Here is a 25622-nt window from a genome sequence, read left to right on the forward strand (position 1 = left end):
CGAAACGTGGTCGCCGGAGCGCGTGCCACGGGCGAGAATCGAGGCGCTACGCACGCGCGAAGGGGGCCGACCGTGGTGAACACCCTGAACCTGTGGCGGCACGGGCTCGGCACGGTGCCCGATGACGTCTGGCGGCGGGCCGAGCTGAACGTGCTGATCCTCGCGGACAACGGGCTCACGGACCTCCCGGCGGCGATCGGCGCGCTGCGCCGGTTGACCACCCTGGACCTCGGCCACAACGCGCTCGCCTCGGTGCCCGACGCGCTGGGTCAGCTCACCGGGCTCAACGGCTGCCTGTACCTGCACGACAACCGGCTCACCCGGCTCCCGGACGCGCTCGGCAACCTGACGCGGCTGCGCTACCTGAACGTGGGAGAGAACGCCCTCACCGCCCTGCCGGCGGCCCTCGGCCGCATGGCCGGCCTGGTCGAACTCCGCGCCCAGCACAACCGGTTCAGCACGCTGCCCGAGGAGATCGGCGGCCTCCGCGCCCTGCGCGAGCTCTGGCTCCGCGGCAACGCGATCACGCACCTGCCCCCGTCCGTGGCCGACCTGCGCGAGCTGCGCCACCTGGAGCTGCGCGAGAACGCCCTGTCCGCGCTGCCCTCGGCCGTGGCCGCCCTGCCCCGGCTCCGCCAGCTCGACCTGCGGAGCAACCGCCTGCGTCACCTGCCGGACTGGCTCTCCCGGATGCCCGCGCTGGAGAAGCTGGACCTGCGGTGGAACGAGGTGGACCCGGCCCACCCCCTGCTGGCCGCGTTGGAGCACCGCGGATGCGTCGTCCTGACCTGAGCGCCCGTACGCACGGGCCCCCTCGCGGCGACACCGCCATCGGCGACGTACCCCGCCGGCCGCTCCCCGCCGCGCACCACGACCAGTCGCCGCCGCTCCCGTCCGCGCCAGCCCGCCCGCGCGCGGCCTTTCCCGCCGCCCGCCTCCGCAGAACCCTCGCGCCACGCCGCGCGGGTCTGCTTCCGTCTTGTACGAACTCTGTCGCATACGAACGTGGAGGTGAGCAGTTCCGTGACGCACGACGTCCGCTTCCTGTCCGAGTCGCCCGCCAGTTCCCTCGCCGACGACGTGGCCGGCCTGACCGAACTCCTGCGGCGCGCGGGCAGATTGCCCGACGGCGGCCGGGTCGTGGCGGCGCGGGCGACGCCGGTGGGTGGCTCCGGCCTGGTGGGAGCGGTCGTACGGCTGCGGCTCGAGTACGCGCCGGACGGGCCGCCGGGGCCCCCGTCGCTGGTGCTGAAGACCGCCTCCGCCGCCTTCGCCGACGGCCCGCGACTCGCCGAGGTGGAAGCGGAGTTCTACCGTCACCTCGCTCCCCGACTGTCCGAACCGGTCGTTCCCCAGGTGCTGGGCAGCGGAGGCGAGGCGGGCGGCGGACCGTGCTGGCTGCTCCTCGAAGACCTGGGCCACCAGGGCTTCGTCCGGCAGATCGACGGCTGCTCGGCCGAGCAGGCCCTGGCCGCGGTGCGCAAGCTGGCCGCGCTGCACGCCGCGTGGTGGGGCCGCGACCTGCCGGCCGGCGCCCGGGAGATCACCGTGCCCGGGGACGCCGCGGTCACCACATTCTGCGCGCGCTGGCTGGGCTCCCACACCGGCGCCTGGCCCCCGGTGCTGGGCGACGCGCCGCAGCGGCTGCTGGCCGGCTTCGACCGGTTGGCCACCCGGCTGGCCGCGGCGCCCCGCACCCTGGTACACGGCGACTTCCACAGCCAGAACATCGCGTTCGGCGCGGGTGACCGACCCCGGGGCGTCCGGTTCATCGACTTCCAGTTCGCCCAGCACGGCTGCGGCCCGCTGGACGTGGCCCGCTTCCTGGCCACCAGCCTGACCCCGCGACTGCGGCGAACGATCGAGGCCGACCTCGTGCGGGAGTACCACCGGGCACTCCTCGCGCGCGGCGTCACCGGCTACGACCTCGACCGCTGCCGGCACGACGTGCGCGCCGCGCTGCCGTGGAACCTCGCCACCCCCCTGGCCCTGCACGTCATGGCCATCCAGCAGCGGGGCCGCGAGTGGCCCGCCCGGCTCCCGATCGTCGAACGCTGCCTGGCGGCCATCGACGACTGGGACGCCTGGGACGTCCCGTAGCGCCGGTGACCACACCCGGTCCCGCGCGACGGCCGCGATCGCACGAAGACCGTCGCCGCGGCCGTGACCGGGAGGGGAAGGTCGCGACGCGGCGGACATCCGACCGGTCAACGCACGGGAAGGGAACGGAAATTGGCGCGCGTCGGCGGGAGCACGAGGGCTAGCGTTCCGCCCATGAGGGAAGCGGACGGATACTTCGGTGAAGACGTGGCGGCTACCTATGACGCATCGACCGCGGAGCGATTCCAGCCGGAGGTGGTGGACCCCGCGGTCGACGTGCTGGCCGGGCTCGCCGGTGGTGGCCGGGCGCTCGAATTCGGCGTGGGGACCGGTCGGATCGCGCTGCCGCTCGCCCGGCGCGGGGTGCCGGTACAGGGCATCGACATGTCCCGTGCCATGGCGTCCCGGCTCGCTGCCAAGCCCGGTGGCGACGCCATCGACGTGCGCATCGGCGACTTCGCCAGCACCCGCGTGCCAGGCAGTTTCGCGGTGGTCTACCTCGTCTTCAACACCATCAACAACCTGACGACGCAGGAAGCCCAAGTGGCCTGCTTCCGCAACGCCGCCGCCCACCTCGCGCCCGGCGGCTGCTTCGTGGTCGAGGTCGGCGTGCCGGAGCTGCGCCGACTGCCCCCGGGCCAGGATGCGGTGCCCTTCCACATCGGTGCGTCCCAGTGGGGCTTCGACACCTACGACATCGCCACGCAGGCCATGAGTTCGCACCACGTCACCGTGACGGACGGGCAGGCCCGACACCGGTCCATCCCGTTCCGCTATGTGTGGCCGGCCGAACTCGACCTGATGGCGCAGCTCGCCGGCCTACGGCTGCGGGACCGCTGGGAGGACTGGTCACGGGCGCCGTTCACCAGCGAGAGCGAGCAGCACGTCTCGGTCTGGGAACAGCCGGGTTCGTGACGGCCGGCGAGGGGCGGGCGGCGGGTGCGGCGGGCGATGGTGCTTGCGGCTGGCGACCGCCACTGTCCGCGAGCGGGAGGGCCCGGTGGCACAGGCGGGCCCGGTGGTGCAAGCGGGTTCGGTGGCGCGGGCGGGTCCGGCGTGCTGAAGGGGAACGCGCCACGGGTTCACGCCCTGTCAGGGTGTCGGGATGAACGACGTGACGAACTTTCCCGCCCCGTACGCCAGGACCCGCCGCTTCGCGCTCGGCGTCCCCCGACACTTCGCCGTCGCCGACGACGGCAGCCGCGTCTTCTTCGTCCGGTCCGCCAGCGGCAGCGACCCGACGAGTTCGCTGTGGGTGTGGGAGGACGGCGAGGAACGCGTGCTCGCCGACCCACGGCACCTCACCGGCGCGCCCCGGGCGCTGCCCACCGCCGAGAGGCTGCGCCGCGAACGCGCCCGGGAGCCCTCGGAGGGCGTGGTCTCCTTCAGCATCGACCGCGGCGGACGGATAGCCACCTTCCCGCTCGGGGGCGCGCTGTGGGCGGTACGCGTCGACGGCGCGCCGTTCCCGGTGTCGGCCGCCGGCCCGGTGGTGGACCCGCGCCTGTCCCCGGACGGGCGGCGGATCGGCTACGTCACCGGGGGCGCGTTGCACGTCGTGGAACTGACGGCGCCGGACGGCACGGCGGTTGGCGGGACAGCCGCTACCGACGCGGCGGGCCCGGCCGCCGCTGCCCGGCGTGGGCACGGCGCGGGCACGGACCGGCTGCTGCTCGCGCCGGAGGGTCCCGAGGTCAGCTACGGGCTGCCCGAGTACGTCGCCGCCGAGTCGATGGGCCGCGACCGCGGCTTCTGGTGGGCTCCCGACGGGAGGTCACTGCTCGTGGCACGGGTGGACGTCAGCCCCGTACGGCACGTGTTCATCGGCGACGCGGCACATCCGGAGCGGCGGCCACGCGCGGTGCGCTACCCGTCGGCCGGCACCCCCAACGCGGACGTGTCCCTGCACGTCGTCGGCCTCGACGGCCAGCGCACCGACGTGTGTTGGGACCGGACCGCGTTCGAGTACCTGGTCACCGCGGGCTGGGAGGACGGAAACACCCTGGCGGGCGCGAACACGGGCGCGGGCGCGGATACGGGCGCGGGCGCCCCGGCGTCCGTCGCGGCGTCGGGCGCCGGCGCACGGCCGCGGCCCGTCCTGTCCGTACAGAGCCGCGACCAGCGCATCCTGCGGGTCCTCACCGCCGATCCGGACACCGGCGAGACCCACGTCCTGCACGAGCGACGGGACCCGGCCTGGGTGCAGATCGTGCCCGGCGTCCCGGCCCGTACCGCCTCCGGCGCCCGGGTCTGGCCGTGGGAGAGCGCCGCCACGCGGGGGCTACGTGTGGTCCCGGCCGGCTCCGGGGCGACTGGCGGCGCGGCGGGCCACGGGGGCGACGAGCCGGCCGAGGCGGGCGCGGGCGGCGCGGTGTTCGAGACCCCGGCGGGCCTCCAACTGGACGCGGTGCTCGGCGTCGACGGTGAGCGGGTGCTCTTCGCCGCCAGCACGGAGCCCACCGAGCGCCACGTGTGGTCGTACGCGCCAGGGGAGGGCCTGCGCCAACTGAGCCGGGGCCCGGGGGTGCACGACGCGGTCTGCGGCGGGGGCACCGTCGTCATCGACAGCCGCACGCCCGAAGGGGACACGGTCACGGTCGTACGGGACGGGCTACCGGTGGGGCGGATCGGCTCGCGCGCCGAGCGGCCGGTCCTCACGCCACGCCCCACCCTGCTGCGGCTGGGTGAGCGCGCGCTGCGCAGCGCGCTCTACCTGCCGTCGTGGCACACCCCCGGAGACGGCAAGCTGCCCGTGCTGCTCGACCCGTACGCCGGGCCCGCGCTCCGGGTCGTACGGCGCTGCCACGGGTGGTGGACGTGCGTCTCGCAGTGGCTGGCCGAGCAGGGGTTCGCCGTGCTGGTCACCGACGGCCGGGGCACCCCGGGGCGCGGTCCGGCCTGGGAGAAGGCCGTGCACGGCGACGTGCTGACGCCGGTCCTGGACGACCAGGTCGAGGCGCTGCACGCGGCGGCGGCCGAGCATCCCAGCCTGGACCTGGGGCGGGTGGCGATCCGTGGCTGGTCGTTCGGCGGCTACCTGGCCGCCGCTGCCGTGCTGCACCGGCCGCAGGTCTTCCACGCCGCCATCGCCGGTGCGGCCCCCGCCGACCAGCGGCTGTACGACACGCACTGGAAGGAACGGTTCCTGGGGCACCCCGACGAGCATCCGGCCGCGTACGACGACACGTCGCTGGTCGGCCACGGCCACCTGTTGCGTCGGCCGCTGCTGCTGGTCCACGGGCTCGCGGACGACAACGTGCTGGCGGCGCACACGCTGCGCTTCTCGGCGGAACTGCTGTCCTTCGGACGGCCACATACGGTGCTGCCGCTCCCGGGCGCCACCCACCTCCCCGTGGACAATGCGGTCACCGAAAACCTTCTGCGGTTCCAGGTCGACTTCCTCCACCGGTCCCTCAACTCCTCGGCGCCGGGCCCAGCACGTCCGCGTGGAACCTCCGCAGCGATCTCCAGCCGGGAGGCAGCACCATGACCCAGAAGCCGACGAGGACCAGCCCGAGCGTGAGGCGCCGCACCGTGGTCACGGCCGTCGGAGTGGCTGGCCTGTCCGCCGTGCTCGCCGCGTGCGGCGATGAGGGGGGTGGCGGCGGGGAGTCGTCGGGCGCCCGCGAGCTGGGCAGTACGTCCGACATCCCCGAGGGCGGCGGCGTCGTGTACAAGAAGCACAAGGTGGTCGTGGTCCAGCCCACGGCCGGCGACTACAAGGCGTTCTCGGCCATCTGCACGCACCAGGGCTGTCCGGTCGCCAGCGTGTCCGGCGGCACCATCAACTGCGACTGCCACGCCATCGCCGACGGCAGCGTCAAGGCCGGCCCGGCACGGCGCCCCCTCAAGGCGGCGAAGGTCACCGTCTCGGGCGACACCCTCACCCTGCGCTGACCCGCTCGCGCGGCCGGTCGTCACGGCCGGCCAGCGCGGCCGGTCGTCACCGCTGGTCAGCGCGGCGGGCGGGCGCCGCTCAGGACGGGCCCGGCTCGCCTTCCTCCGCCGCGCCGAGTTCCACCGCGGTCGCCCGCAGCACCTCCACCGCCGCCCGTATCGACGGGCGGCGGTCGGCGTCCGCGCGCCAGGCGGCGTAGATGTGCCGCCGCATGGTGTGCCGGACCGGCACCACGCGTACCCCGCTCGGAATCGGACCCCGGCCGAGGCGCGGGGCGACGGCGACGCCGAGCCCGGCGGCGATCAGGGCGAGCTGGGTGTGGTGTTCCTCCGCCATGTGGCAGATGCGGGGCTCGATGCCCGCGCCGCGCAGCGTGAGCATCAGCCAGTCGTGGCAGAACTCGCCCTTGGGCCAGGAGACCCACTCGTCGCCCGCGAACTCCTCCAGGTCCACCACGCTCCGGTCGGCGAGCGGATGCGAGGCGGGCATCGCCACGTCGGCGACGTCGTCCAACAGGGGCGCCTTGACCAGCCCGTCGGGCACCGGGAGGGGCTTGTTGTACCAGTCGAGCACCACGGCGAGGTCCACGTCCCCGCGCACCACCGCCGGGATCGACTCGTCGGGTTCCATCTCCCGTAGGTGGGCGCGGAGTTGGGGGTGTTCCTCGCGGAGCCGGGCCAGCGCCGTGGGGAACAGTCCGCGCGCCGCGGTCGGGAAGGCGCCCAGCACCAGCTCGCCGACGGCCTGCCCGCGCTGCGCCTCCAGATCCGCCTGGGCCAGCTCGACCTGGGACAGGATGCGCGACGCGTGATCGGCCAGCAGCCGCCCGGCATCGGTCAGCCGCACTCCCCTGCCGTTCTTGGCCAGCAGTTGCTGCCCCGTCTCGCGCTCCAGCTTGGCCAGTTGCTGGGAGACGGCGGAGGTGGTGACGTGCAGCCCGTCGGCCGCGGCGCTGACGGAGCCGTGGCGAGCGACGGCGTAGAGCGTACGCAGACGGTCCAGGTTCAACATGTAAGCGATGCTACGCGAAGGGTGCCACAAAATTTCGATTGTTCTAATCCGAGTCGACCGCCATCGTGATACCCATGCGCACGCCCCCCGCTCCTCGCACCACCGCGAACACCCCGCACGCGACCACCGCCCCTCCCCCGCCAGCCCCCGCTCCCGCACCGGCCCCGGCCCCCACCACGCGGGCCGAGGCGCCCGTGACGGCTGGGCACCCCGCCGAGCGCGAGCGCACTCGTGGCCGGCCGGGGTGGCAGCTGCGGTTCGCCGTGCTGTGCCTCATCTGGGGCTTCAGCTTCCTCCTCATCAAGGTCGGCACCGACGGCTTCGCCCCGCTGTACGTCACGCTCGGGCGGCTGCTGTTCGGCACGCTCGTCCTGCTCGCGGTGCTGATCGTCAAGCGGGAGCGGCTACCGCGCGGCGTCCGCACCTGGGGCCACCTCGCCGTGGCGGCCTTCCTGCTCAACGCCTTCCCGTTCTCGTTGTTCGCCTACGCGGAGTTGCACATCTCCTCCACGCTGGCCGGGATCTGCAACGCCACCACTCCGCTGTGGGGCATGCTGCTCTCGCTCGTCGCCCTGTCCGAGGACCGCCCCACCCGTCGCCGCATCGCCGGCCTGGGCCTCGGGTTCGTCGGCGTACTGACCGTGCTCGGCGCCTGGCAGGGTTTCTCCGGCCAGGACCCGGCGGGCACCGCGATGGCCCTGACGGCCTCGCTCAGCTACGCGGTCGGCTGGATCTACGTGCGCCGCACGCTGGCCCACACATCGCACTCCAACCTCTCCATGGCAGGCGGTCAGCTCCTGCTGGGCACGGTGCAACTCGGCCTTGTCACCCCCTTCTTCGCCGCCGCCCCCGACTCCCTGCCGGCGCTCCCCCTGCTCTCCGTGCTGGCCCTGGGCGCGCTGGGTACGGGCCTGGCGTTCCTGCTCCAGTACGGGCTGGTCGCCGAGGTCGGGCCAACGACGGCCACGCTGGTGACCTACTTCATCCCGGTGATCGCCACGGCGGCGGGCGTGCTGCTCCTCGGCGAGGCGCTGACGTGGAACACCCCGGTCGGAGCGGTCATCGTCCTCGCCGGCGCGGCCCTGACCCAGCGCGGGCCCCGACGCGTCGCCGCCGCGCGCCGGCCCAGCGAGTCGCCACGTCAGCCGTAGCGCCCCACGAGCGTCGGGCGGACCGCCGCCGCGACGGTGTCCGCGAGCTCCTCGACGTCATCGACGCCGATCGCGGATATGGTCAGCCGGATTCCCTGCGGGGAGGCCATCCGGAAGCGGGCTCCGGGGGCGACGGCCCAACCGGCGTGCAGCATGCGGGAGACCGCGCCGGTCTCGTCGGGCACCGGCACCCACACGTTCATCCCGCTGCGCCCGTACGCCTCGATCCCCCGCTCAGCCAGCGCCGCGATGAGGGCGTCGCGGCGCTCGCCGTAGGAGTGCGCGACCCGGTCCGGCTGGACGGCCTCCGTCTCCCACAGCCGTGTGACCACGTCCTGGAGCAGGTGGCTGACCCAGCCGGGGCCGAGCCGCGCGCGGCCTCCGACCCGGTCCACGGTGACCGGGTCGCCGGCGAGCGTGGCCAGCCGCAGGTCGGGACCGAGTGCCTTGGCCGTCGAGCGGACCAGCACCCAGTGGTCGGTGATCCCGGCCAGTGAGTGCAGGGGCAGGTCGACGATGCCGTGCCCGTGGTCGTCCTCGATCAGCAGCAGGCCCGGATGGTCGGCCAGTATCCCGCGCAGCTCGCGCGAGCGCCCGGCGCTGACGGCCGCGCCCGTCGGGTTCTGCGCGCGGCTGGTGACCACCAGCGCCCTGGCTCCCCGCTGCACCGCCCGCTCGACGTGCTCGGGGAGCGGGCCGTCGTCGTCGAGCGCCACCGGCTCGGGTCGCAGGCCCAGCGCCGGAATGAGGTCGAGCAGGCTACCCCACCCCGGGTCCTCGACGGCCACCACGTCGCCCGGCCGCAGATGGGCCGCGAGCACCCGCTCTATGCCGTCGAGGGCGCCCGAGACGACGGTGATCGGCCCGTCCGGCACCCCGTCGGCGCGCAGGGCCGCCCGCGCCAGCCGCGCGAGCTCGGCCGAGACCAGCGGCGCCCCGTAGAGCACCGGCCGCTCCGCGTACCGCGCGGCGGCCGACGCCAGGGCGTCACCGAGCGAGGGCAGCAGGGCCGGGTCCGGGTTTCCCATCGCCAGGTCCCGAACGCCTTCGGGGACGTCGACGCCCAGCAGCTCCCGGGCCGTGGTCGAGGGGCGCGAGCGCACCCGGCTGCCCCGACGCCCGGCCGTCTCGATCACTCCGCGATCGCGCAGCGAACGATAGGCAGCGGCCACCGTGTTGGGATTGACACCCAGCGAGACCGCCAACTCCCGCATGGGTGGCAGCAGTTCGCCGGGCGCGAGACCGCCCGCTCCGACGGCCCGCTCCACGCTGGCGGCAATATCAGCAGCGCGCCGCCCTTCGATCCGATACTCTCCTAGCACAATGACGAGTATGCACTAATACAAAGGAGAAGGCAATGGCCGCCGTCGAATCCGCCTCCACCTTCACCCCTGCGCCGGAGGCTGACAAGACCGCCGATGGCACACCCCCCGCCGCGTACGGCCCGACCAGTCGCACCGTGACCTCACGCGACCGCGACCGCGCCTCCTACGACCGCGAACTGGTCCATTCACTGCTCGACCAGTCCTACGTCTGCCACCTCGGGTTCGTCAGGGACGGCGCCCCGGTCGTCCTGCCGACGCTCTACGCGCGCGTGGGCGAGCGGCTGTACGTGCACGGCTCCACCGGCTCGCGCCCACTGCGCATGGCGGCGGCCAGCCCCTCGGCGGCCGGCAGCGACGGCGCGACGGCCAGCGACGGAGCCGGCGCCACCCCCGACGCGGCCGATCCGGGCGCGGCGTCCTCGGAGGATGCCGCGGACGCCGGGCAGTCACGGCCCGGCCTCGCGGTGTGCCTGACCGTGACCCACCTGGACGGCGTGGTCCTCGCGCGCTCCGCCTTCCACCACTCCATCAACTACCGCTCGGTCGTGGTGCACGGCGTGGCACACCAGGTCACCGACCCGCACGAGCGCACCGTGGCCCTCGACGCCCTGGTCAACCACGTCGTGCCGGGTCGCGCCGCCGACTGCCGGCCGGGGAACGCCAAGGAGTTGGCCGCCACCGCCGTGCTCCGCCTCGACCTCGAGGAGGTGTCGGCGAAGTGGCGCGACGGCGGCCCCAACGACGAGCCGGAGGACCTCGGGCTGCCGCACTGGGCCGGGGTGCTCCCCGTCGCGCCGCGCTACGGCACGCCCATCCCCTCCGACGACCTCGACCCGGCCATCCCGCTCCCCGACTACCTCGCCGAGCGCTGACCGGAGCGGGGTAGTACGGCACGACAACACCGCGGCAAGGCACCGCACGAAAGGCAGCGCACGGATGTTGATCCACCCCTGGGACGCCGCCCAGGACGACGCCGAATGGCAGTCCTGGCTGGCCCGTCACGACTTCGGCCACCTCGCGGCGAACGGCCCGCCCGGCGCGCCGCCGCTCGTGCAGCCCACGCACTTCGCCTACGACGAGGAGCGCCGGGAGGCCCTGCTGCACCTGGCCCGACCCCATCCGATCTGGTCGGCGATCGAGGCGTGTCCGCAGGTGTTGCTGAGCGTCGCGGACGACTACGTCTTCGTGCCGGGCCCCTGGCTGACCGACGCGGACGTACCGCCCCAGCACGGCGTTCCCACCACCTTCTACGCGGCCGTGCAGCTCAGTTGCACGGCACACATAGTCGATGATCCGGCGGCCAAGGCGGCCCTGCTCACCAGGCAGCTCGCGCACTTCCAGCCGGAGGGCGGCTCCGCGCCCGTGGCCGCCGACCAGGAGCCGTACGGCCGCTCGCTGGCCGGCATCCGCGGCCTGCGGCTTGAGGTGGTGGGCGTACGGGCCAAGTTCAAGTACGCCAACCAGCGGTCGGAGCGGGTCCGGCGGCGGACGGCGGACGCGTTGGCCTCCCGTGGCGCGCCCCGGGACGCGGCGGCGCGGGCCCACCAGGTGCGGCGCGGCGCCTGGACCGCGGCGGCGGGCTGAGCACCCACACCGCGCCAGCCACCACGCCGGCCACCGGCGGCCTTCGGCCGGGGCCCACCCGCTCGGGTGGGGCCGGCCGACCCGGGTGGGCCCGGCCGCGGGGGGCTCACCCCGCGCGGCCGGCCCGCCGCTGTCCCTCCGGCGCGGCGATCAGCCCGTCGGCGCCACGTCGACGCTCGCCGCCGGGGCGCTGCGCGCCTCGGCGAGCGCCAGGGCGACCACGGCGCACAGCAACACGGCGGTGCCCAGCACCGTCGCGGCCGTCAGCCGCTCGTCGAGCAGCGCGACGGCGATGACCGCGGCCGTGACCGGCTCGATCAACGTGATCACGGAGACCGTGGTGGCCCGCACCACGGCCAGGCCGGTGAAGTACAGGCCGTAGGCCAGTGCCGTCGGCACGGCGGCGACGTAGACCAGCAGGCCCACCGTCTGCCCCAGGTGCTGCGCCTGCGGCAGCGGCCCCTCCGCCAACGCGAAGGGCAACAGGCAGCCGGTGCACACGGCGAACGACGTCACCGTGGTGACGTACGGGTCCGTGCCGCCGCCGTCGCGGCTCAGGTAGCGGGCGTAGACGGTGATCGTGGCGTACCCGGCCCCCGACAGGAGCGCGAGCCCGACGCCCGCCGGGCGGACCGCGCCGGTGCCCTCGCTGCCGAGCACCAGGACCGACAGGCCGACCACCGCTCCGGCGACGGCGCACGCGCCGCCGACCCCGAGGCGCTCGCTGACGGCGACCCGGCCGACCAGCGCCACCATGACCGGCGCGGCGCCCAGCGTGACGACGGTGGCGACGGCCAGGCCGGTGGAGTCGACCGCCTCGAAGTAGGCGGCTTGGAAGACGGTCAGCCCCAGCCCCGTGACCACGATCCGGGTCGTACGGTCGCGGCGCGAGGGACGGACGTAGGCGCGCGGCGCGAGCGTCCGCGTACGGCGGGCGCGGAGCAGCACCACGGGGAGCATGAGGGCGAGGCCGCCCAGCGTGCGCCAGAAGGTGAGAGCGAGGGGGCCGAGGCCACTGGTGTCGTACAGCAGCGAGGCCGCCGCGCCTGCGGTACCCCAGGTGGTGGCGGCGAAGGTGATGTAGGCGAGCCCGCGCCCCACGGGCAGGGCGGAGCGCACAGGAGTGAGCACGAGGTTTCTCCCACGGAAGACAGCCCGATCGGGCTGGTGTTGGTCGCGTCGTCCCGTCTGCGGGCAGCGTCAACTCGTCCGGGGCCACGCCTCGGACTCGGTCTTCGGTGAGAGCCGCCCGCCCTAGTGGGCAGGAGGCGGCAGAACAGTCATGGGCACGGTCGGGACCCTAAGTGGTCTGCGAGCCCTCGGACAACTCCGTATCGCCCTCCGGGACCGCCCCCGCGTCCGCCCGCCCACCGTCGCCACTCGCGAGCCGGCCCGCGGGCGATGCCGGTCCCTGCGCACCGTCGGCGGCGGGTGGCGATCCCGCGACCGGCGCCGCGGGAGCGCGCCGGGGCGCCGAGGTCTGCGCGATGAAGGCGCCACTGAGCACCACCAGACCGCCGAGCACCTGCGGCGCCGAAAGCCGTTCGCCCAGCAGCACCCAGGCCAGTACGGTCGCGACCACGGCTTCGAGGCAGGCGACGACGCCCGCCACCGGGGGCGAGAGGTGTCGTACGGCCAGGACGCCGGTCAGGTAGGCGACGACGGTGCTCACCAGCACGACCCAGAGCAGGAGAAGCGCGGCCGGAACACCCGTACCGTTCAGGTCCGCCCGCCCGCCGAGCACCGACCAGTCCGTCCCCCAGGGCCGGGCGATCACGGTGAGCACGAGCGTCCCGATCAGCAGCCCGTACGCGACCACGCCCAGCGGGTCGACCGGCTCCGCGTCGTCGCCGCCGTGGTCGGAGAGCAGGAAGTAGCCGACCTGGCAACAGGCGGCGCCCAGGCCCAGGAGCAGCCCGAGGGCGTCGAAGCTGAGCCCGGCCCAGAGTTCGACCACGCAGGCCAGCCCGCCGACGGCGAGCGCGACGCCGACGGCGGCGGCGCGGCTGACCGGGCGGCGCTGGACGAAGCGCACCCAGCCGAGCAGCAGGGCGGGCCCGAGGTACTCGATGAGCAGGGCGACCCCCACCGGGATGCGGGAGATCGCCGCGAAGTAACACGCCTGCACGCCCGCGACCGCGAGCAGGCCGAAGCCGACGAGCAGCGCCGGGCGCCGCACCAGCAGGGAGCGGTGGTGCCAGGCCACCGGCAGGAGCAACAGGGCCGCGCCCGCCGCGCGCAGCCAGGTCACCTGGAGCGGGTCGAGCCCCGCCTCGATGAGCGGCTTCGCGGCGACGCCGGAACTGCCGAAGGTGAGCGCCGACGCCAGTGCGAGTCCGAGCCCTGCGCTCCGCCTCTGAGACACGTGCATCGGCACATCATGTCAGCCCACGTCAGGAGCGTCACGCGGTTCGCTACTGGCACCTTCCCCGGCCAGCCGGGCCGATTCCTCGGCCACCCGCAGCGCCAGCGTGTCCAGGTCCACGCCAGCCCCGAGCAGCACCTCCACCGCGCGGCAGGCGCGGTCGTCGGTGAGCGCCACGAAGAGGTCGAACCCCTGGGCCTGCGCGGCGCCACGCGCCGCGGCCCGCTCGTCCGCCCGGGCCACGGCCGCCGCAACGGCCGGCGACCACGCGGCGCGCCCCGCCAAGACCACTGGCACGGCACCGGAGTCCTCCACGGTGCCGTGCCAGTTCAGTCCGTAGCCGATGGTGCGCTGCGCCAGGTAGCTCAGCACCCGTGCCACCTGCGGCGGCCCGCCCTCGAAGGCCGCCGCGGCGCGCGGGACGGTTTCCAGCACGGTGTGCAGCAGGTGCGCGGTGTCGATGTGTCGGTCGCCGTCGCGCGAGGCGCGTCGACGGGCCGCGGCGACCACCGCCGTGAGCTCGTCGCTGAGGGCGACGGCGAGGCCGTCGACGTCCACGGCAGCGGCATCGACACCGCCCGCGCCGGCCGGGCCGACGGCGCCGATGGCCTCACAGAGACCGCCCGAGGCAACCGATCGGGCCTGGCCAGGAAGGGGAGTACGATTTTGCACCCTCTCACCACATCAGCCCTGGTAGCCCGAAGCATCCACGCAGGGGATCATTTAGCCATCCAACGCTGGGTGGGCACCCGACCCATCGGCCTCCTCCTTGCGGATGAGATCCGTACGCTCAGGCGGCCTCACCGCGAGCCGGCGCACGCCAGCCCCGCCCCACGCACTCCCCCGGCGCGGGCTCGCCCGGTGGAACCTCACCCACCCGACACCACCGGCCGATGACGCCACGGCGCCGGCCGTCCAACCACCCTGCTCGGCAGCGGCTCAGTCCTCGTCGGCGAGGATCAGGTACAGCTTCTTACGCGCGTCGCCGACGACGGCGAGCGCCTTGGCCCGCTGCTCCTTGGTACCGGTCTTCCAGACCTGGGCCAGCGCCTCCATCACGCCGACGCCGGCCTGCCGGATCTCCTGCGCCGCCTCCCAGTCCACGCCGCGGCCCGCTTCCTCCCACGGAGCCTGCGGCCCGGCCTCGGCCTCGGTGCGCCCCTCCTCGGTCAGCGTGAACAGCTTCTTGCCGCCTTCGCTGACGCTGCTGATCAGCCCCTCGTCCTCCAGGAGTTGGAGGGTGGGGTAGACCGAACCGGGGCTGGGGCGCCAAGCGCCGCCGCTGCGCTCGCCGATCTCCTGGATCATCTCGTAGCCGTGCATCGGCCGGTCGCGCAGCAGCGCCAGGATCGACGCCCGCACGTCGCCGCGCCGCGCCCTCCCCCGCGGCCCACCGCGCCCCCGACCACCGAACGGCGGCCCCCCGAAGGGTGGCCCGAACGCCCCGAAGGCGGCCCGCCGCCCCTCGCCCTCACTCCAGCCGTGCCCGGACCCCCGCTGCCCGCGCCCATGGCCGTGTCCGAATCCGAATCCGTGTCCCATGATCTTGATCCTTCTGTTCGCGTCTGACGTTCACTTCCCTGTCGCGGCCGAAGCCAGAGCCACATCGCCAATCGGTCGCGATGCTTCGACGATATATCGGAACCGATCGGCCGACAAGACCCGTTCTCTCAACGGGCCGCATCCCGTCTAAGTCCACCTGGGATGAGGTGAGGCAACTGGTGCTGAGGAAGAAGGGCTCGCGTCGGATCACCGTCACTGGTGCGGCGTACCGGTGACGGGTACGCGCTGGCGTCCGCTGCCGCGGTGCGTGCGCCTGCGGCCGGTCCGATGTCGAGGCCCAACAGGTGGGCCAGCGGGGCGCGGTGCTCTTGGCGGCCACGTCGGCGTTCCCCGTCGTGCCCTCCGTGGTCGAGGCGGGCAGTCGCGCCGCGCTCCTGCCAGGGCGGCAACCCACGGGCGCGGGCCCCACCTTTCGCCCGACGGACCTGGTGAGCGCGGTACGCGTAGACCGAGCGAGCCGCGAGGGCAGCCGCCGCCCTCATCGCGTCGAGGAGCGGCGCGGTTGCGAGGCATCCGCGACCGGCGCGGGTCGTAGGCCCAGCGGCGCGTACCCGCTCCCGGTGGGCTACCCGCGCCGACGAGCCCGGCACCGCGCAACGGCCGACTGCCGGGCCTTCGAGCGCAGCACCCTCACAGTGACCAGCGGAAAACCGTTCGACGGGCCGAGCCGGACCCGTCATGATCCGCACTCGTGACGCCTTCCCAGCACCACCTGGTCCAGGCCGCCGCCCGCAACAACGCCGAATGGTGTGCGGCGATGAGCCGATCGCACGGGCTGCCGGGCGAGTGCGGGGCGGATGCCTGGACGGCTCCGGCCCGCACACCGCTGTACTACCCCGACGCGGTGACGCTGGCGCCGGGCGCCGACCGGGCCGCGCTCGTGTCCCGGATCGACACCGCAGTCCCCGGCGCCACGGTCAAGGACAGCTTCGCCGACCTCGACCTGGCGGAGGCCGGCTTCCACGTGCTGTTCGACGCGCAGTGGTTGCACCGTCCGGCGAGCGGGGCCGCCCGCGCGCCGGGTCTTTCCTGGGATGTGGTGCGCGATCCGGCAGCGCTGCGCGCCTGGGCGCTCGCCTGGGACGGTGGGGACGGCAACGCGGGCCTCTTCCGCCCCGCACTACTCGACGACCCGGCCACCTTCGTGCTCGCGGGACGGTCCGCCGATGGCCGGGTGCTCGCCGGCGCGGTGGCGAGCCGCAGTGACCAGGTGGTCGGGGTCTCCAACGTCTTCGGGCTGGACGGCGGCCCGGACGCGGCCTGGCCCGGCGTGCTGGACACCGTGCACGAGCTGTTCCCCACTCTGCCGGTGGTCGGCTACGAACAGGGCGAAGACCTGACGGTCGCCGTCCGCCATGGCTTCGAGCCGGTCGGCCCGCTGCGGATCTGGCTGCACAGCCAGTAGCCGGACCGACTCCGAGGGCGTGCCCCCAGCGCGTACGAACCAGCAAGCATTAACCCGCGCCGGCCCGCACGAGCCAAACAGCGCCCCCCGAAGCCCGTCCCGCCTGACTGTCAGTGCCCTCCCCTAGAGTCGCTCGCATGGCCGAACCCTCCTACCTGGCCGCGGTGCGGGAGTCGTACGACACCGTCGCCGCCGACTACGCGGAACGCGTCAAGTCCCCGGCGGAGCTGGACCCGCTGTCCCGGGCCATGCTGGTGGCCTTCGCCGAGACCGTACGGGCGACCGACCGCGGGCCGGTCGCGGATCTGGGATGCGGGCCGGGGAAGGTCACGGCGTACCTGGCCGAGTTGGGTGTGCCCGCGTTCGGCGTCGACCTGTCGCCCAGGATGGTCGCACTGGCCCAGCGGGCGTACCCCCGGGTGCGTTTCGCGGTGGGCTCGATGACCGCGCTGCCGATCGCGGACGCCGAACTCGGCGGCGCCCTGGCGTACTACTCCGCCCACCACACACCGCCGGACGTGCTGCCGACCGTGTTCTCCGAGTTCCGTCGCACGCTGGCCCCCGGCGGCCAACTGATGCTGGCCGGCTACGTGGGAAACGACGAGCGCGTACGTCCGACGCAGGCGTACGGCGGACATCCGGTGTCCTACGAGTCCCACCTCGTGCCGCCGGACCGGATAGCCGATCTGCTGGCGCGGGCCGGCCTCGTCGTCAGCGCGCGACTCGTGCAGGAGCCCGGCCAGAGGGCGAAGCGAACGGTCGCCACGTTCCTGGCCGCGAAGCCCGAGCAGGACCAAGCGCCGCTGTAGGGCGCCCGGATCGCGCGCCCGTCCGGGCGCGTGTCCTCGGGAGCGGCGCAGCCGCGGGCCGAGGGGGCGCGAGTCGGCCGGCCTCGAACAGGCCACGCGCGCCGCATTGGCCTCGGCGGACGTCGGGGGTGGCCGCCTAGGCTCGGGCCCATGCGCCTCCGGATCGTCGACGCCTTCACCGACCGCCCCTTCGCCGGCAACCCGGCCGCGGTCGTCCTCCTCCCCTCGGGCCCGTTCCCCGGCGACCGGTGGCTCGGGCAGGTCGCCGCCGAGGTCAACCTCTCGGAGACGGCGTTCGCCCACCCGCTCCCGGACGCGCCCGACGCGGACTGGGCGCTGCGCTGGTTCACGCCGACGACCGAGGTCGCGATGTGCGGGCACGCGACGCTGGCCACCGCCCACGTCCTGCACGCGACAGGAGCCGCCACGGGCACGATCCGCTTCGCCACCCGCAGCGGGGTTCTCACCGCGACCCCGACCACCCCCGCCAGCCCACTCGCCCCCGCGCCCACACCCACCACCAGCACCAGCACCAGCACCAGCACCAGCACCAGCACCAGCACCACTCAACCCTCCGGTGCCACCGCCATCACGCTGGACTTCCCCACCGCGCCGCTCACCCCGCTGGAGATCCCCCACGGCACCGGCGCGGCGCTCGGCGCTACCCCCTTGGCCTGCTACGACACCGGTCCGCAGGTGGGGGACCTGCTGGTGGAACTCGCCGACGAGGCCACCGTGCGTGGGCTGAACCCCGACCTGGCAGCGGTGGCCCGACTCCCGCACCGGGGAGTCATCGTGACCGCCCCCGCCCACACGCCCGGCGACCACGACTTCGTCTCGCGCTTCTTCGGCCCCGCGTCCGGCATCGACGAGGACCCGGTGACCGGCAGCGCCCACACCGCCCTGGCGCCGCTGTGGTCACCCCGACTCGGCCGCACCGAACTCACCGGGCTCCAGGTCTCGGCGCGCGGCGGTCGCGTCCACGTCCACCTGCGCGGCGACCGTACGCTCCTCACGGGCCAGGCCGTCACCGTCATCGACGGGGAACTGCTCACTGCTCCGGAAGCCAACTGACTCTGCCCTCAAGGAGTCCGTACCCGCCGAACGCCACGATGTCGATGAGCGCGTGGGCGGCGACGAGCGGCCCCACCCGCCCCCACCGCCGGTACAGCAGCACGAAGATCACGCCCATCACCATGTTGCCGAAGAAGCCGCCGATGCCCTGGTAGAGGTGGTACGAGCCGCGTAGCACCGCGCTCGCGGCCAGCGCCGCCATCGGGCCCCACTCCAACTGGCCGAGCCGCCGCAGCAGGTACCCCACCACGATCACCTCTTCAAGCACCGCGTTCTGCACGGCGGAGGCGACGAGCACCGGGTACTTCCACCACACGTCCGGCAGCGACTCTGGCACCACGGTCAGGTTGGCGCCCGCGGCGCGCGCCCCGATGTACAGCAGCAGCCCCGAGCCCCCGATGCACGCAGCGACCAGGGCTCCCCAGCCCAGGTCGAAGCGGCGGGCCCGCAGGTCGAAGCCGATCGCGCGGAGCCCCGAACCCTCGCGCAGCAGCAGGTGGGCCACCAGCGCCACGGGCACCAACGCGGTCGTGATCCCGAAGAGTTGCCAGGCGAGGTCGAGCCAGGGCCGCCCGGGGGCCGCCGAGGTGTTGAGGTTGGCGGTCTGGTCGCTGAGCCCGCCGGGTTCGGTCGCCGAGCCGATGAAGTCGATCAGCGCGGACACCCCGCTGGCCCCCAGCGACACCGCCAGCACCAACAGCGTCTCGGTGCCGAGCGTCCGTCGCGACAGCCCGCCGCCGCCCGGTGCGGGGCCGGTCACCTCACGCGCCTGCGACCGCACCACTGCCCTGCCTCCAAGACCTCGACCTACCGGATGGGCGCGATAGGCCACACGCTCCTCGCGGGCCACCTCACCTGGAAGGTCATAGCTTGCCTGACGTTCGCGTGGAGAACGACACAGGGGCCCGGAGGCCGGGACTCAGGCCATCGGGCGCGGCCCAAGCGGTCGATGCGGTCGGCGTGGCCCCGTCAGTCGTCCACCCCCACGGGCCAGGTGTGTACCGGCTCCCCCGTACGCATCAGCGTGCAGTAGCGGCGGGTCATGGCGGCCAGCGCGTCCTGTCTGGCCAGGCCGGCGTCCAGGGCCCGGTGGTAGGTGGCCGTCTGCCAGGACGCCCCGTTGACCCGTCGGCGACAGCGTTCGGCGATCACTCCGAGGTAGCGGTCACGGTCCGTCGGCTCCACGCCCCACGCGTCGAGGCCGGCCGCCGCCAACGGCAGCAGTTCCTCCTGGACGAGTCGTACGGCGGATACCCGGGTCAGCGCCCCGGACCGGCCCGGGCGGGGCCAGCGCAACACCGCGTCGATGCCGTCGCGGCAGGCGGTGTCGAAGTTCTCCGCGGCCACCGCGAACGGCATCCGCCGCCAGACCGGGCGCGGCTGGTCCGCCAACGCCCTGACCAGACCGTAGTAGAACGCCGTGTTGGCTATGACGTCGGTGACCGTGGGGCCCGCGGGGAGCACCCGGTTCTCCACCCGAAGGTGCGGCACGCCGTCGGTCACCTGGTACACCGGCCGGTTCCAGCGGTAGATGGTGCCGTTGTGCAGCGCCAGCTCGGCGAGTTCGGGAACGCCGCCGCCGTCGAGCACCTTCAACGGGTCCTCGTCCCCGCTGATGGGCAGCAGGGGAGGAAAGTAGCGGAGGTTCTCCTCGAAGAGATCCTGTGCAGAATCGATCCAGCGCTCTCCGAACCACGTGCGGGGGCGTACGCCCTGCTCGATGAACTCGGGCGGCCTGGTGTCGGTGGACTGCACGAAGAGCGGTGGTCGCGACTCGCGCCACAGCTCCCGCCCGAAGAGGAACGGGGCATTCGCCCCCACCGCAATCTGCGCCGCCGCGACGGCCTGCGCCGCGTTCCACACGTCCGCGAACCTGTTGGGCGTCACCTGGAGGTGCAGTTGCACCGACGTACAGGCCGCCTCCGGCGCTATCGACGCGGACGTACAGGTCAGCCGCTCGACGCCGGCGATGTCGATGGTGAAGTCCTCGCCCCTGGCGGCCAGCATCTCGTCGTTGAGCAGCCGGTACCGATCGCCCCGCGAGAGGTTCGCGGAGACCAAGTCGTGCGCGGCCAGGGTCGGCAGAATACCGATCATGACGATGCCGGCGGAGACTTCGCCGGCCTTTCTGTCGGCATATGCAAGGCCGGTGCGCAACTCCTCCGACAACTGGTCGAAGACCCGTCCGTGCATGCGGTGAGGGACGATGTTCACCTCAAGGTTGCACTGGCCAAGTTCCGTCTGGAAATCCCCGCTCCCGATGCGCTCTAGCACCTCGGCGTTCAGCATCCGAGGCATGCCGTCGGAGCCGGCGAGATTCAGCTCGATCTCCAGGCCCATGAGGTTCTTTGGGCGCTCGAATCGCTTCTCTTTCAACAGCCGGGCGAAAGCGTCCAGGCATTGGCTCAGCTTTTCGCGATGCCGTTGCCGATCGGACAGGTCAAACCCGCCTGCCACGATCTTCTCACCCATAGAAGCGTCCCTCCTCGACGGATCACGGCCACGCCAGCCACCCGAACCCGGCTCGGGGGCGCGGAGCCGGGATGAGTCACGGTCGATGATGCCCAGGCAGTGTGATCCATAACGCCCCGTCCAGGCTCTGGGACGACTAAGCTCCGAGTAGCGATACCGATGACCCCTCTAGACGGCGTACGTCGGCCTAGCAGCTCGGGCCTCTTTTCGAAGCAGAAAAGACAGGTGACTTTCAGCCTTCCGGCTCCGAGATAAAAGCCACGGTCAGCCTCTCAATAGACGGCACAGAAACGGATCAATCACCACAACCTAAGGTCCGGATATGACCTTGCCGAGTTGACCGCGAGAGCGTCGGCAAAGGTAAAGGGAACACCTGTCGTATAAACTCGCCAATGAGGCGGAGAGTGGCGACCCGGCAATCGGTTCCGGCCCACCTCCGACCCCGCGCACAGACAGTGCCGTCCGCACCCCCCGTAGCACCTGTCTCGAAGTGAGAGGCGACTATGCCGCTGCATGTCTCCCCAGCCCCGGCGCCCGCGTTACGCAGCGTCCTCGCGGCCCTCGGTTCCCCCACCGCCGTCCGCGAGGCCCGTACCCCGGCCCTGCGCTCCGCACCGGGTCCGCTGACCGCCGAGCACCCGCTCCCCCTCCACGTCCTGGACCGCGTGTCGCCGCGCGGTGGACGGGCGGCGGCGCCGACCACCCGGCTCGCCGGCTGGCGTTTTCTGATCGTCGGCGAGGACCACGCCGTCGCCGCCGCCGAGGCGATGCTCACGCCCGACGGCTGGGCCTTCTCGCACTTCTGCGAGGGCCCGTACGTGGCCTCGACCGAGAACGCCCTGCGGCGCGCGGAGGCGCTGCCCGCCGCGTACCAGCCCAGACTGCTGTCCGTACCCGAGTTGTACATGCTCACCCTGTGGCTGCACCGCGACACGACCGCCGCGGTCGACGCCGGCAACCCGGCGCCGACCGACCTGCTGGTGCCGCTCGCCCCCGCGCCGCCCGGCATCGCGCCCAACCTGCCGCACCGGGTCTCTGACCTGTTGCCCATGCTGACACTCCGCATCACCCCCGGCCCCCTGCTGGGATCGCCCGCCTGACGCTACGGAACGAGCCCGTTGCGCCCCGCGACGCCCCAGGTCGCGGGGCGCGCGGCATCCTGCTCGCCGACGCGCGTTCCCCCAAAGGACTAGTGCATGCCGACTACCAGGAACCACCCGTCGGGATGATGCGCCGCACGACAACCATCCCGACGAGTGACGCGTCTTCCACCAGAGAGAAGCGCTGCCACTAAATGCCTGCGAAATCACGCCCGCAGGACAAGACTGAGACCAACCAACAGTTACGGGGGGCGGCAATGGATACCGCACCGAGCCGCAGGACAGCTACCACGTCACAGCGAAAGATTCCTTCCATGTGCCAGCACCAACCACCGTGCCCGACAGCCGAATCCGCTGACCGGGAGGCGGCCCACCTCGTGGCCCACCATCCGGAACAGGGCTGGAGCCTGTTGTGCAACGGGGTCCTGCTCTTCGAGGACACCGGGGAGCTGCTGCCGGACGGCCAGGTCATCGACCCGCACCGACCGCTGAGCACCGAGCACGTCGTCACCGCCGCCTGACCCTGCCCGCGCCCCGCGGGCACCGACGGGCGAGCACACCGTCGCCGTACGGCAGGAGCCGCGCACGCGCGGTAGACCGTACGGCGGCGCACTCCAGCACCACGCGGGCGCGAGCACCGCACGGAGACGGCACCGACACGTGCGCCACGCGGGTACGACGCGCACACCGCGCATACGCGGCACGGACGAGCACAGCACCAAACACGACCAGACACGCAGCACGAAACACCAGGGGCCGGCCCGGCGTCACCGCCGAACCGGCCCCCTCGCATGTCCGTCGTGCGTCAGTCGTGCGGACGCACCACGCCGGGCCGCCTAGCTCTCGTAGCTCTCCGGGGGCGGGCACGAGCAGACCAGGTTGCGGTCACCGAAGGCGCCGTCCACCCGGCGCACCGGCGGCCAGTACTTGTCCGAGGCCGCCACGCCGGCCGGGAACACGGCCTCGTCCCTGCTGTACGGGTGGTCCCAGTCGCCACCGACCGTGGCCGCCGTGTGCGGGGCGTTGCGCAGCGGATTGTCCTCGGCCGACCACTCGCCGGAGCCCACCTTGGCGATCTCCGCACGGATGGCGATCATCGCCTCACAGAAGCGGTCGAGCTCGGGCAGGTCCTCGCTCTCCGTCGGCTCGATCATGAGCGTGCCGGCGACCGGGAACGACATCGTCGGCGCGTGGAAGCCGTAGTCGATCAGCCGCTTGGCGACGTCGTCCACGGTGACGCCCGTCTCCTTGGTGAGCCCGCGCAGGTCGATGATGCACTCGTGCGCCACCAGCCCGGCCGGGCCGGTGTACAGCACCGGGTAGTGCGGTTCGAGCCGCTTGGCGATGTAGTTGGCGCTGAGCACCGCGACCTGCGTGGCGCGGCGCAGCCCCTCGCCACCCATCAGGCGCACGTACGCCCAGGAGATGGGCAGGATGCCGGCCGAACCCCAGGGCGCGGCGGAGACCGGACCCACGCCGGTCTCGGGTCCGGCCTCGGGCTGGAGCGGGTGGTTGGGCAGGAACGGCGCCAGGTGCGCCCGCACGCCGATCGGGCCCACGCCGGGGCCGCCGCCGCCGTGCGGGATGCAGAACGTCTTGTGCAGGTTCAGGTGCGAGACGTCGCCGCCGAAGCGGCCCGGCTTGGCCAGGCCGACCAGTGCGTTGAGGTTGGCGCCGTCCACGTACACCTGGCCGCCGGCGTCGTGCACCGCGGCGCAGATGTCGCTGATGTGCTCCTCGAACACGCCGTGCGTGGACGGGTAGGTGACCATGAGCACGGCCAACTCGTCGCCGTGCTTCTCGATCTTGGCGTGCAGGTCCGCCGCGTCGACCTCGCCGTCGTCGCCGGTCTTGACGACGACGACCTTCATGCCGGCCATCACGGCGCTCGCGGCGTTGGTGCCGTGCGCGGAGGAGGGGATGAGGCACACGGTGCGCTGCTCGTCGCCGTTGGCCCGGTGGTAGGCGCGCACGGCCAGCAGGCCGGCCAGCTCGCCCTGTGATCCGGCGTTGGGCTGGAGCGAGACCTTGTCGTAGCCGGTGACCTCGGCGAGCCGGTCCTCCAGCTCCCTGATCAGCGTGAGGTAGCCCTGCGCCTGCTCGATGGGCGCGAACGGGTGCAGCCCGCCGAACTCCGGCCAGGTCACCGGCTCCATCTCGGTGGTCGCGTTCAGCTTCATGGTGCAGGAGCCGAGCGGGATCATGCCGCGGTCCAGCGCGTAGTCGCGGTCGGCGAGCTTGCGCAGGTAGCGCAGCATCGCGGTCTCGGAGCGGTGCTGGTGGAAGACGGGGTGGGTGAGGTAGTCGCTGGTCCGCAGCAGCGACTGCGGCAGCGCGTCGGTCACGGCGGCGTCCAGCGCCTCCACGTCGGCGTTGACGCCGAACGCTCCCCACACCGCGGCGAGCTGCGCGCGACCGGTGGTCTCGTCACAGGCGATGCCGACCAGGTCGGCGTCGACGAGCCGCAGGTTGACGCCGGCCTCGCGCGCGGCGGCCACGACCTCGCCGGCCCGACCCGGAACCCGCGCGGTCAGCGTGTCGAAGTACGCCTCGTGTACGACCTCCACCCCGCCGGCCCGCAGCCCCTCGGCGAGCACGGTGGCGTAGCGGTGCGTACGGCGCGCGATGGCGGCCAGGCCCTGGGGGCCGTGGTAGACGGCGTACATGCCGGCCATCACGGCGAGCAGGACCTGCGCGGTGCAGATGTTGCTGGTGGCCTTCTCGCGACGGATGTGCTGCTCACGGGTCTGCAACGCCAGCCGGTACGCCTTGTTGCCGTCCGCGTCCACGGAGACGCCGACCAGTCGGCCCGGCAGGCTGCGGGCGAACTTGTCGTCGACGGCCATGAACCCGGCGTGCGGGCCACCGAAGCCCAGCGGCACGCCGAAGCGCTGCGTGCTGCCGACAGCGATGTCGGCGCCGAGCTCGCCGGGCGAGGTCAGCAGGGTGAGGGCGAGCAGGTCGGCGGCGACGGTGACGACGGCGCCGAGCTCGTGGGCCCGCTCGATGACGGCGCGCGGGTCGCGCAGGGCGCCGGAGGCGCCGGGGTACTGGAGGAGGACGCCGAAGACGCCGCGCTCGGCGATCTCGTCCGGGATGCCGTCGGACAGGTCGGCGACGACGACCTCGACGCCGGTCGGTTCGGCCCGGGTCTGGATGACGGCGATGGTCTGCGGCAGGCAGTCCGCGTCGACGAGGAAGACGCCCTGCTTGACCTTGCCGACCCGGCGGGCGAGCGCCATGGCCTCCGCGGCGGCGGTGCCCTCGTCCAGCAGGGAGGCGCTCGCGGTGGGCAGCCCGGACAGGTCGGACACCACGGTCTGGAAGTTCAGCAGCGCCTCGAGGCGGCCCTGCGAGATCTCGGGCTGGTACGGCGTGTACGCGGTGTACCAGGACGGGTTCTCCATCACGTTGCGCAGGATCACCGGCGGGGTGAACGTGCCGTGGTATCCGAGGCCGATCATGGGCGTGACGACCTCGTTGCGGTCGGCCAGCTCGCGCAGCTCGGCGAGCACCTCCGCCTCGGTCCTGGCGTCGGGCAACCGCAACGACTCGGCGCTCTTGATCACGTCGGGCACGGCTGCCTCGGTCAGCTCGTCGAGCGAGCCGAAGCCGACCTGGGCGAGCATCTTGGCCTGCGCCTCGCGGTCAGGCCCGATGTGACGCTCGTCGAAGGGCGTGCCGCGTTCCAACTCGGTCAGGGAGATGCGGTGTGCGGTCATCTACGGGGGCCTCCTGGTCAAGCGACCTTGGGGGGCACCAAGA

At 73.2% G+C, this 25622-nt stretch carries 22 protein-coding genes; 13 read left to right on the top strand and 9 right to left on the bottom strand.

All coding sequences use genetic code 11. The features are described from left to right. Positions 1-72 precede the first annotated feature (72 nt). From H7H31_RS01905 to H7H31_RS01925, 5 genes are all read left to right on the top strand, one after another. Positions 73-792 (top strand): leucine-rich repeat domain-containing protein, encoded by a 720-nt coding sequence (locus tag H7H31_RS01905; RefSeq protein WP_187061387.1) that lies wholly within the window; start codon positions 73-75, stop codon positions 790-792. Between the two features lie 219 nt (positions 793-1011). Next, positions 1012-2100, top strand: coding sequence for a phosphotransferase (locus H7H31_RS01910; RefSeq protein ID WP_187061388.1), 1089 nt, complete (start codon positions 1012-1014; stop codon positions 2098-2100). 174 nt (positions 2101-2274) lie between these two features. Further along, a complete protein-coding gene (locus tag H7H31_RS01915) occupies positions 2275-3015 on the top strand; it encodes a class I SAM-dependent DNA methyltransferase (protein ID WP_187061389.1) in 741 nt (246 codons plus the stop codon). Positions 3016-3205: 190 nt separating this feature from the next. Beyond that, the gene (locus H7H31_RS01920) at positions 3206-5590 is read left to right on the top strand and encodes a prolyl oligopeptidase family serine peptidase (RefSeq protein ID WP_187061390.1); all 2385 of its coding nucleotides are present in this window, start codon (positions 3206-3208) and stop codon (positions 5588-5590) included. Next, the gene (locus tag H7H31_RS01925; protein WP_187061391.1) at positions 5587-5997 is read left to right on the top strand and encodes a Rieske (2Fe-2S) protein; all 411 of its coding nucleotides are present in this window, start codon (positions 5587-5589) and stop codon (positions 5995-5997) included. The genes H7H31_RS01920 and H7H31_RS01925 overlap by 4 nt, the downstream gene beginning before the upstream one ends. A gap of 79 nt (positions 5998-6076) precedes the next feature. Here H7H31_RS01925 and H7H31_RS01930 read toward each other — a convergent pair whose 3' ends face one another. After that, on the bottom strand, positions 6077-7009 hold the full coding sequence (locus H7H31_RS01930) for a LysR family transcriptional regulator (protein WP_176165437.1): 933 nt from the start codon (positions 7007-7009) through the stop codon (positions 6077-6079). Between the two features lie 74 nt (positions 7010-7083). On the opposite strand from H7H31_RS01930, the gene H7H31_RS01935 reads away from it, so the two are divergent. Continuing rightward, positions 7084-8160 (top strand): DMT family transporter, encoded by a 1077-nt coding sequence (locus H7H31_RS01935; RefSeq protein WP_187117716.1) that lies wholly within the window; start codon positions 7084-7086, stop codon positions 8158-8160. Here H7H31_RS01935 and H7H31_RS01940 read toward each other — a convergent pair. Next, positions 8151-9482: an aminotransferase class I/II-fold pyridoxal phosphate-dependent enzyme gene (locus H7H31_RS01940; protein ID WP_187064335.1), complete on the bottom strand. Its 1332-nt coding sequence runs from the start codon at positions 9480-9482 to the stop codon at positions 8151-8153. The genes H7H31_RS01935 and H7H31_RS01940 overlap by 10 nt on opposite strands. A gap of 35 nt (positions 9483-9517) precedes the next feature. Between H7H31_RS01940 and H7H31_RS01945 the strand changes: the two genes are divergently transcribed. Both H7H31_RS01945 and H7H31_RS01950 read left to right on the top strand, forming a co-directional pair. Beyond that, complete coding sequence (locus H7H31_RS01945; RefSeq protein WP_187064336.1) at positions 9518-10357, top strand: pyridoxamine 5'-phosphate oxidase family protein; 840 nt, start codon at positions 9518-9520, stop codon at positions 10355-10357. Positions 10358-10421: 64 nt separating this feature from the next. After that, positions 10422-11069, top strand: coding sequence for an FMN-binding negative transcriptional regulator (locus H7H31_RS01950; RefSeq protein ID WP_187064337.1), 648 nt, complete (start codon positions 10422-10424; stop codon positions 11067-11069). A gap of 150 nt (positions 11070-11219) precedes the next feature. On the opposite strand, the gene H7H31_RS01955 is transcribed toward H7H31_RS01950, so the two are convergent. From H7H31_RS01955 to H7H31_RS01970, 4 genes are all read right to left on the bottom strand, one after another. Continuing rightward, positions 11220-12200: a DMT family transporter gene (locus tag H7H31_RS01955; protein ID WP_232109641.1), complete on the bottom strand. Its 981-nt coding sequence runs from the start codon at positions 12198-12200 to the stop codon at positions 11220-11222. A gap of 169 nt (positions 12201-12369) precedes the next feature. Further along, positions 12370-13440, bottom strand: coding sequence for an EamA family transporter (locus tag H7H31_RS01960; protein WP_187064338.1), 1071 nt, complete (start codon positions 13438-13440; stop codon positions 12370-12372). A 12-nt stretch (positions 13441-13452) separates the two neighbouring features. Next, positions 13453-13992: a peptidase gene (locus H7H31_RS01965; protein WP_187064339.1), complete on the bottom strand. Its 540-nt coding sequence runs from the start codon at positions 13990-13992 to the stop codon at positions 13453-13455. 381 nt (positions 13993-14373) lie between these two features. Then, positions 14374-14976: a PadR family transcriptional regulator gene (locus tag H7H31_RS01970; RefSeq protein ID WP_187064340.1), complete on the bottom strand. Its 603-nt coding sequence runs from the start codon at positions 14974-14976 to the stop codon at positions 14374-14376. 778 nt (positions 14977-15754) lie between these two features. Between H7H31_RS01970 and H7H31_RS01975 the strand changes: the two genes are divergently transcribed. The 3 genes from H7H31_RS01975 to H7H31_RS01985 all read left to right on the top strand — a co-directional run bounded on the left by H7H31_RS01975 (position 15755) and on the right by H7H31_RS01985 (position 18285). After that, positions 15755-16402 (top strand): hypothetical protein, encoded by a 648-nt coding sequence (locus H7H31_RS01975; protein WP_254391554.1) that lies wholly within the window; start codon positions 15755-15757, stop codon positions 16400-16402. 137 nt (positions 16403-16539) lie between these two features. Beyond that, the gene (locus tag H7H31_RS01980; protein ID WP_187064342.1) at positions 16540-17211 is read left to right on the top strand and encodes a class I SAM-dependent methyltransferase; all 672 of its coding nucleotides are present in this window, start codon (positions 16540-16542) and stop codon (positions 17209-17211) included. A gap of 150 nt (positions 17212-17361) precedes the next feature. After that, positions 17362-18285, top strand: a complete 924-nt coding sequence (locus H7H31_RS01985) for a PhzF family phenazine biosynthesis protein (protein ID WP_187064343.1) — start codon at positions 17362-17364, stop codon at positions 18283-18285. Here the strand turns inward: H7H31_RS01985 and H7H31_RS01990 are convergent. Continuing rightward, entirely contained in the window at positions 18263-19045 is a 783-nt protein-coding gene (locus H7H31_RS01990) for a CPBP family intramembrane glutamic endopeptidase (protein WP_232109642.1), read from the bottom strand. The two genes, H7H31_RS01985 and H7H31_RS01990, sit on opposite strands and share 23 nt — an antisense overlap. 209 nt (positions 19046-19254) lie before the next feature. Continuing rightward, complete coding sequence (locus H7H31_RS01995) at positions 19255-20757, bottom strand: glutamate--cysteine ligase (RefSeq protein WP_187064344.1); 1503 nt, start codon at positions 20755-20757, stop codon at positions 19255-19257. A gap of 503 nt (positions 20758-21260) precedes the next feature. Here H7H31_RS01995 and H7H31_RS02000 point away from each other — a divergent pair. Both H7H31_RS02000 and H7H31_RS02005 read left to right on the top strand, forming a co-directional pair. Beyond that, positions 21261-21857, top strand: a complete 597-nt coding sequence (locus H7H31_RS02000) for a hypothetical protein (RefSeq protein ID WP_187064345.1) — start codon at positions 21261-21263, stop codon at positions 21855-21857. A 314-nt stretch (positions 21858-22171) separates the two neighbouring features. Next, the gene (locus H7H31_RS02005; RefSeq protein WP_222624040.1) at positions 22172-22378 is read left to right on the top strand and encodes a DUF5999 family protein; all 207 of its coding nucleotides are present in this window, start codon (positions 22172-22174) and stop codon (positions 22376-22378) included. A gap of 315 nt (positions 22379-22693) precedes the next feature. Here the strand turns inward: H7H31_RS02005 and gcvP are convergent, their stop codons facing one another. After that, the gene (gene gcvP, locus H7H31_RS02010) at positions 22694-25579 is read right to left on the bottom strand and encodes an aminomethyl-transferring glycine dehydrogenase (protein ID WP_187064346.1); all 2886 of its coding nucleotides are present in this window, start codon (positions 25577-25579) and stop codon (positions 22694-22696) included. Positions 25580-25622: the final 43 nt, after the last annotated feature.

Origin of the sequence: Streptomyces buecherae (assembly GCF_014295035.1) — a bacterium.
Taxonomy (GTDB): domain Bacteria; phylum Actinomycetota; class Actinomycetes; order Streptomycetales; family Streptomycetaceae; genus Streptomyces; species Streptomyces youssoufiensis.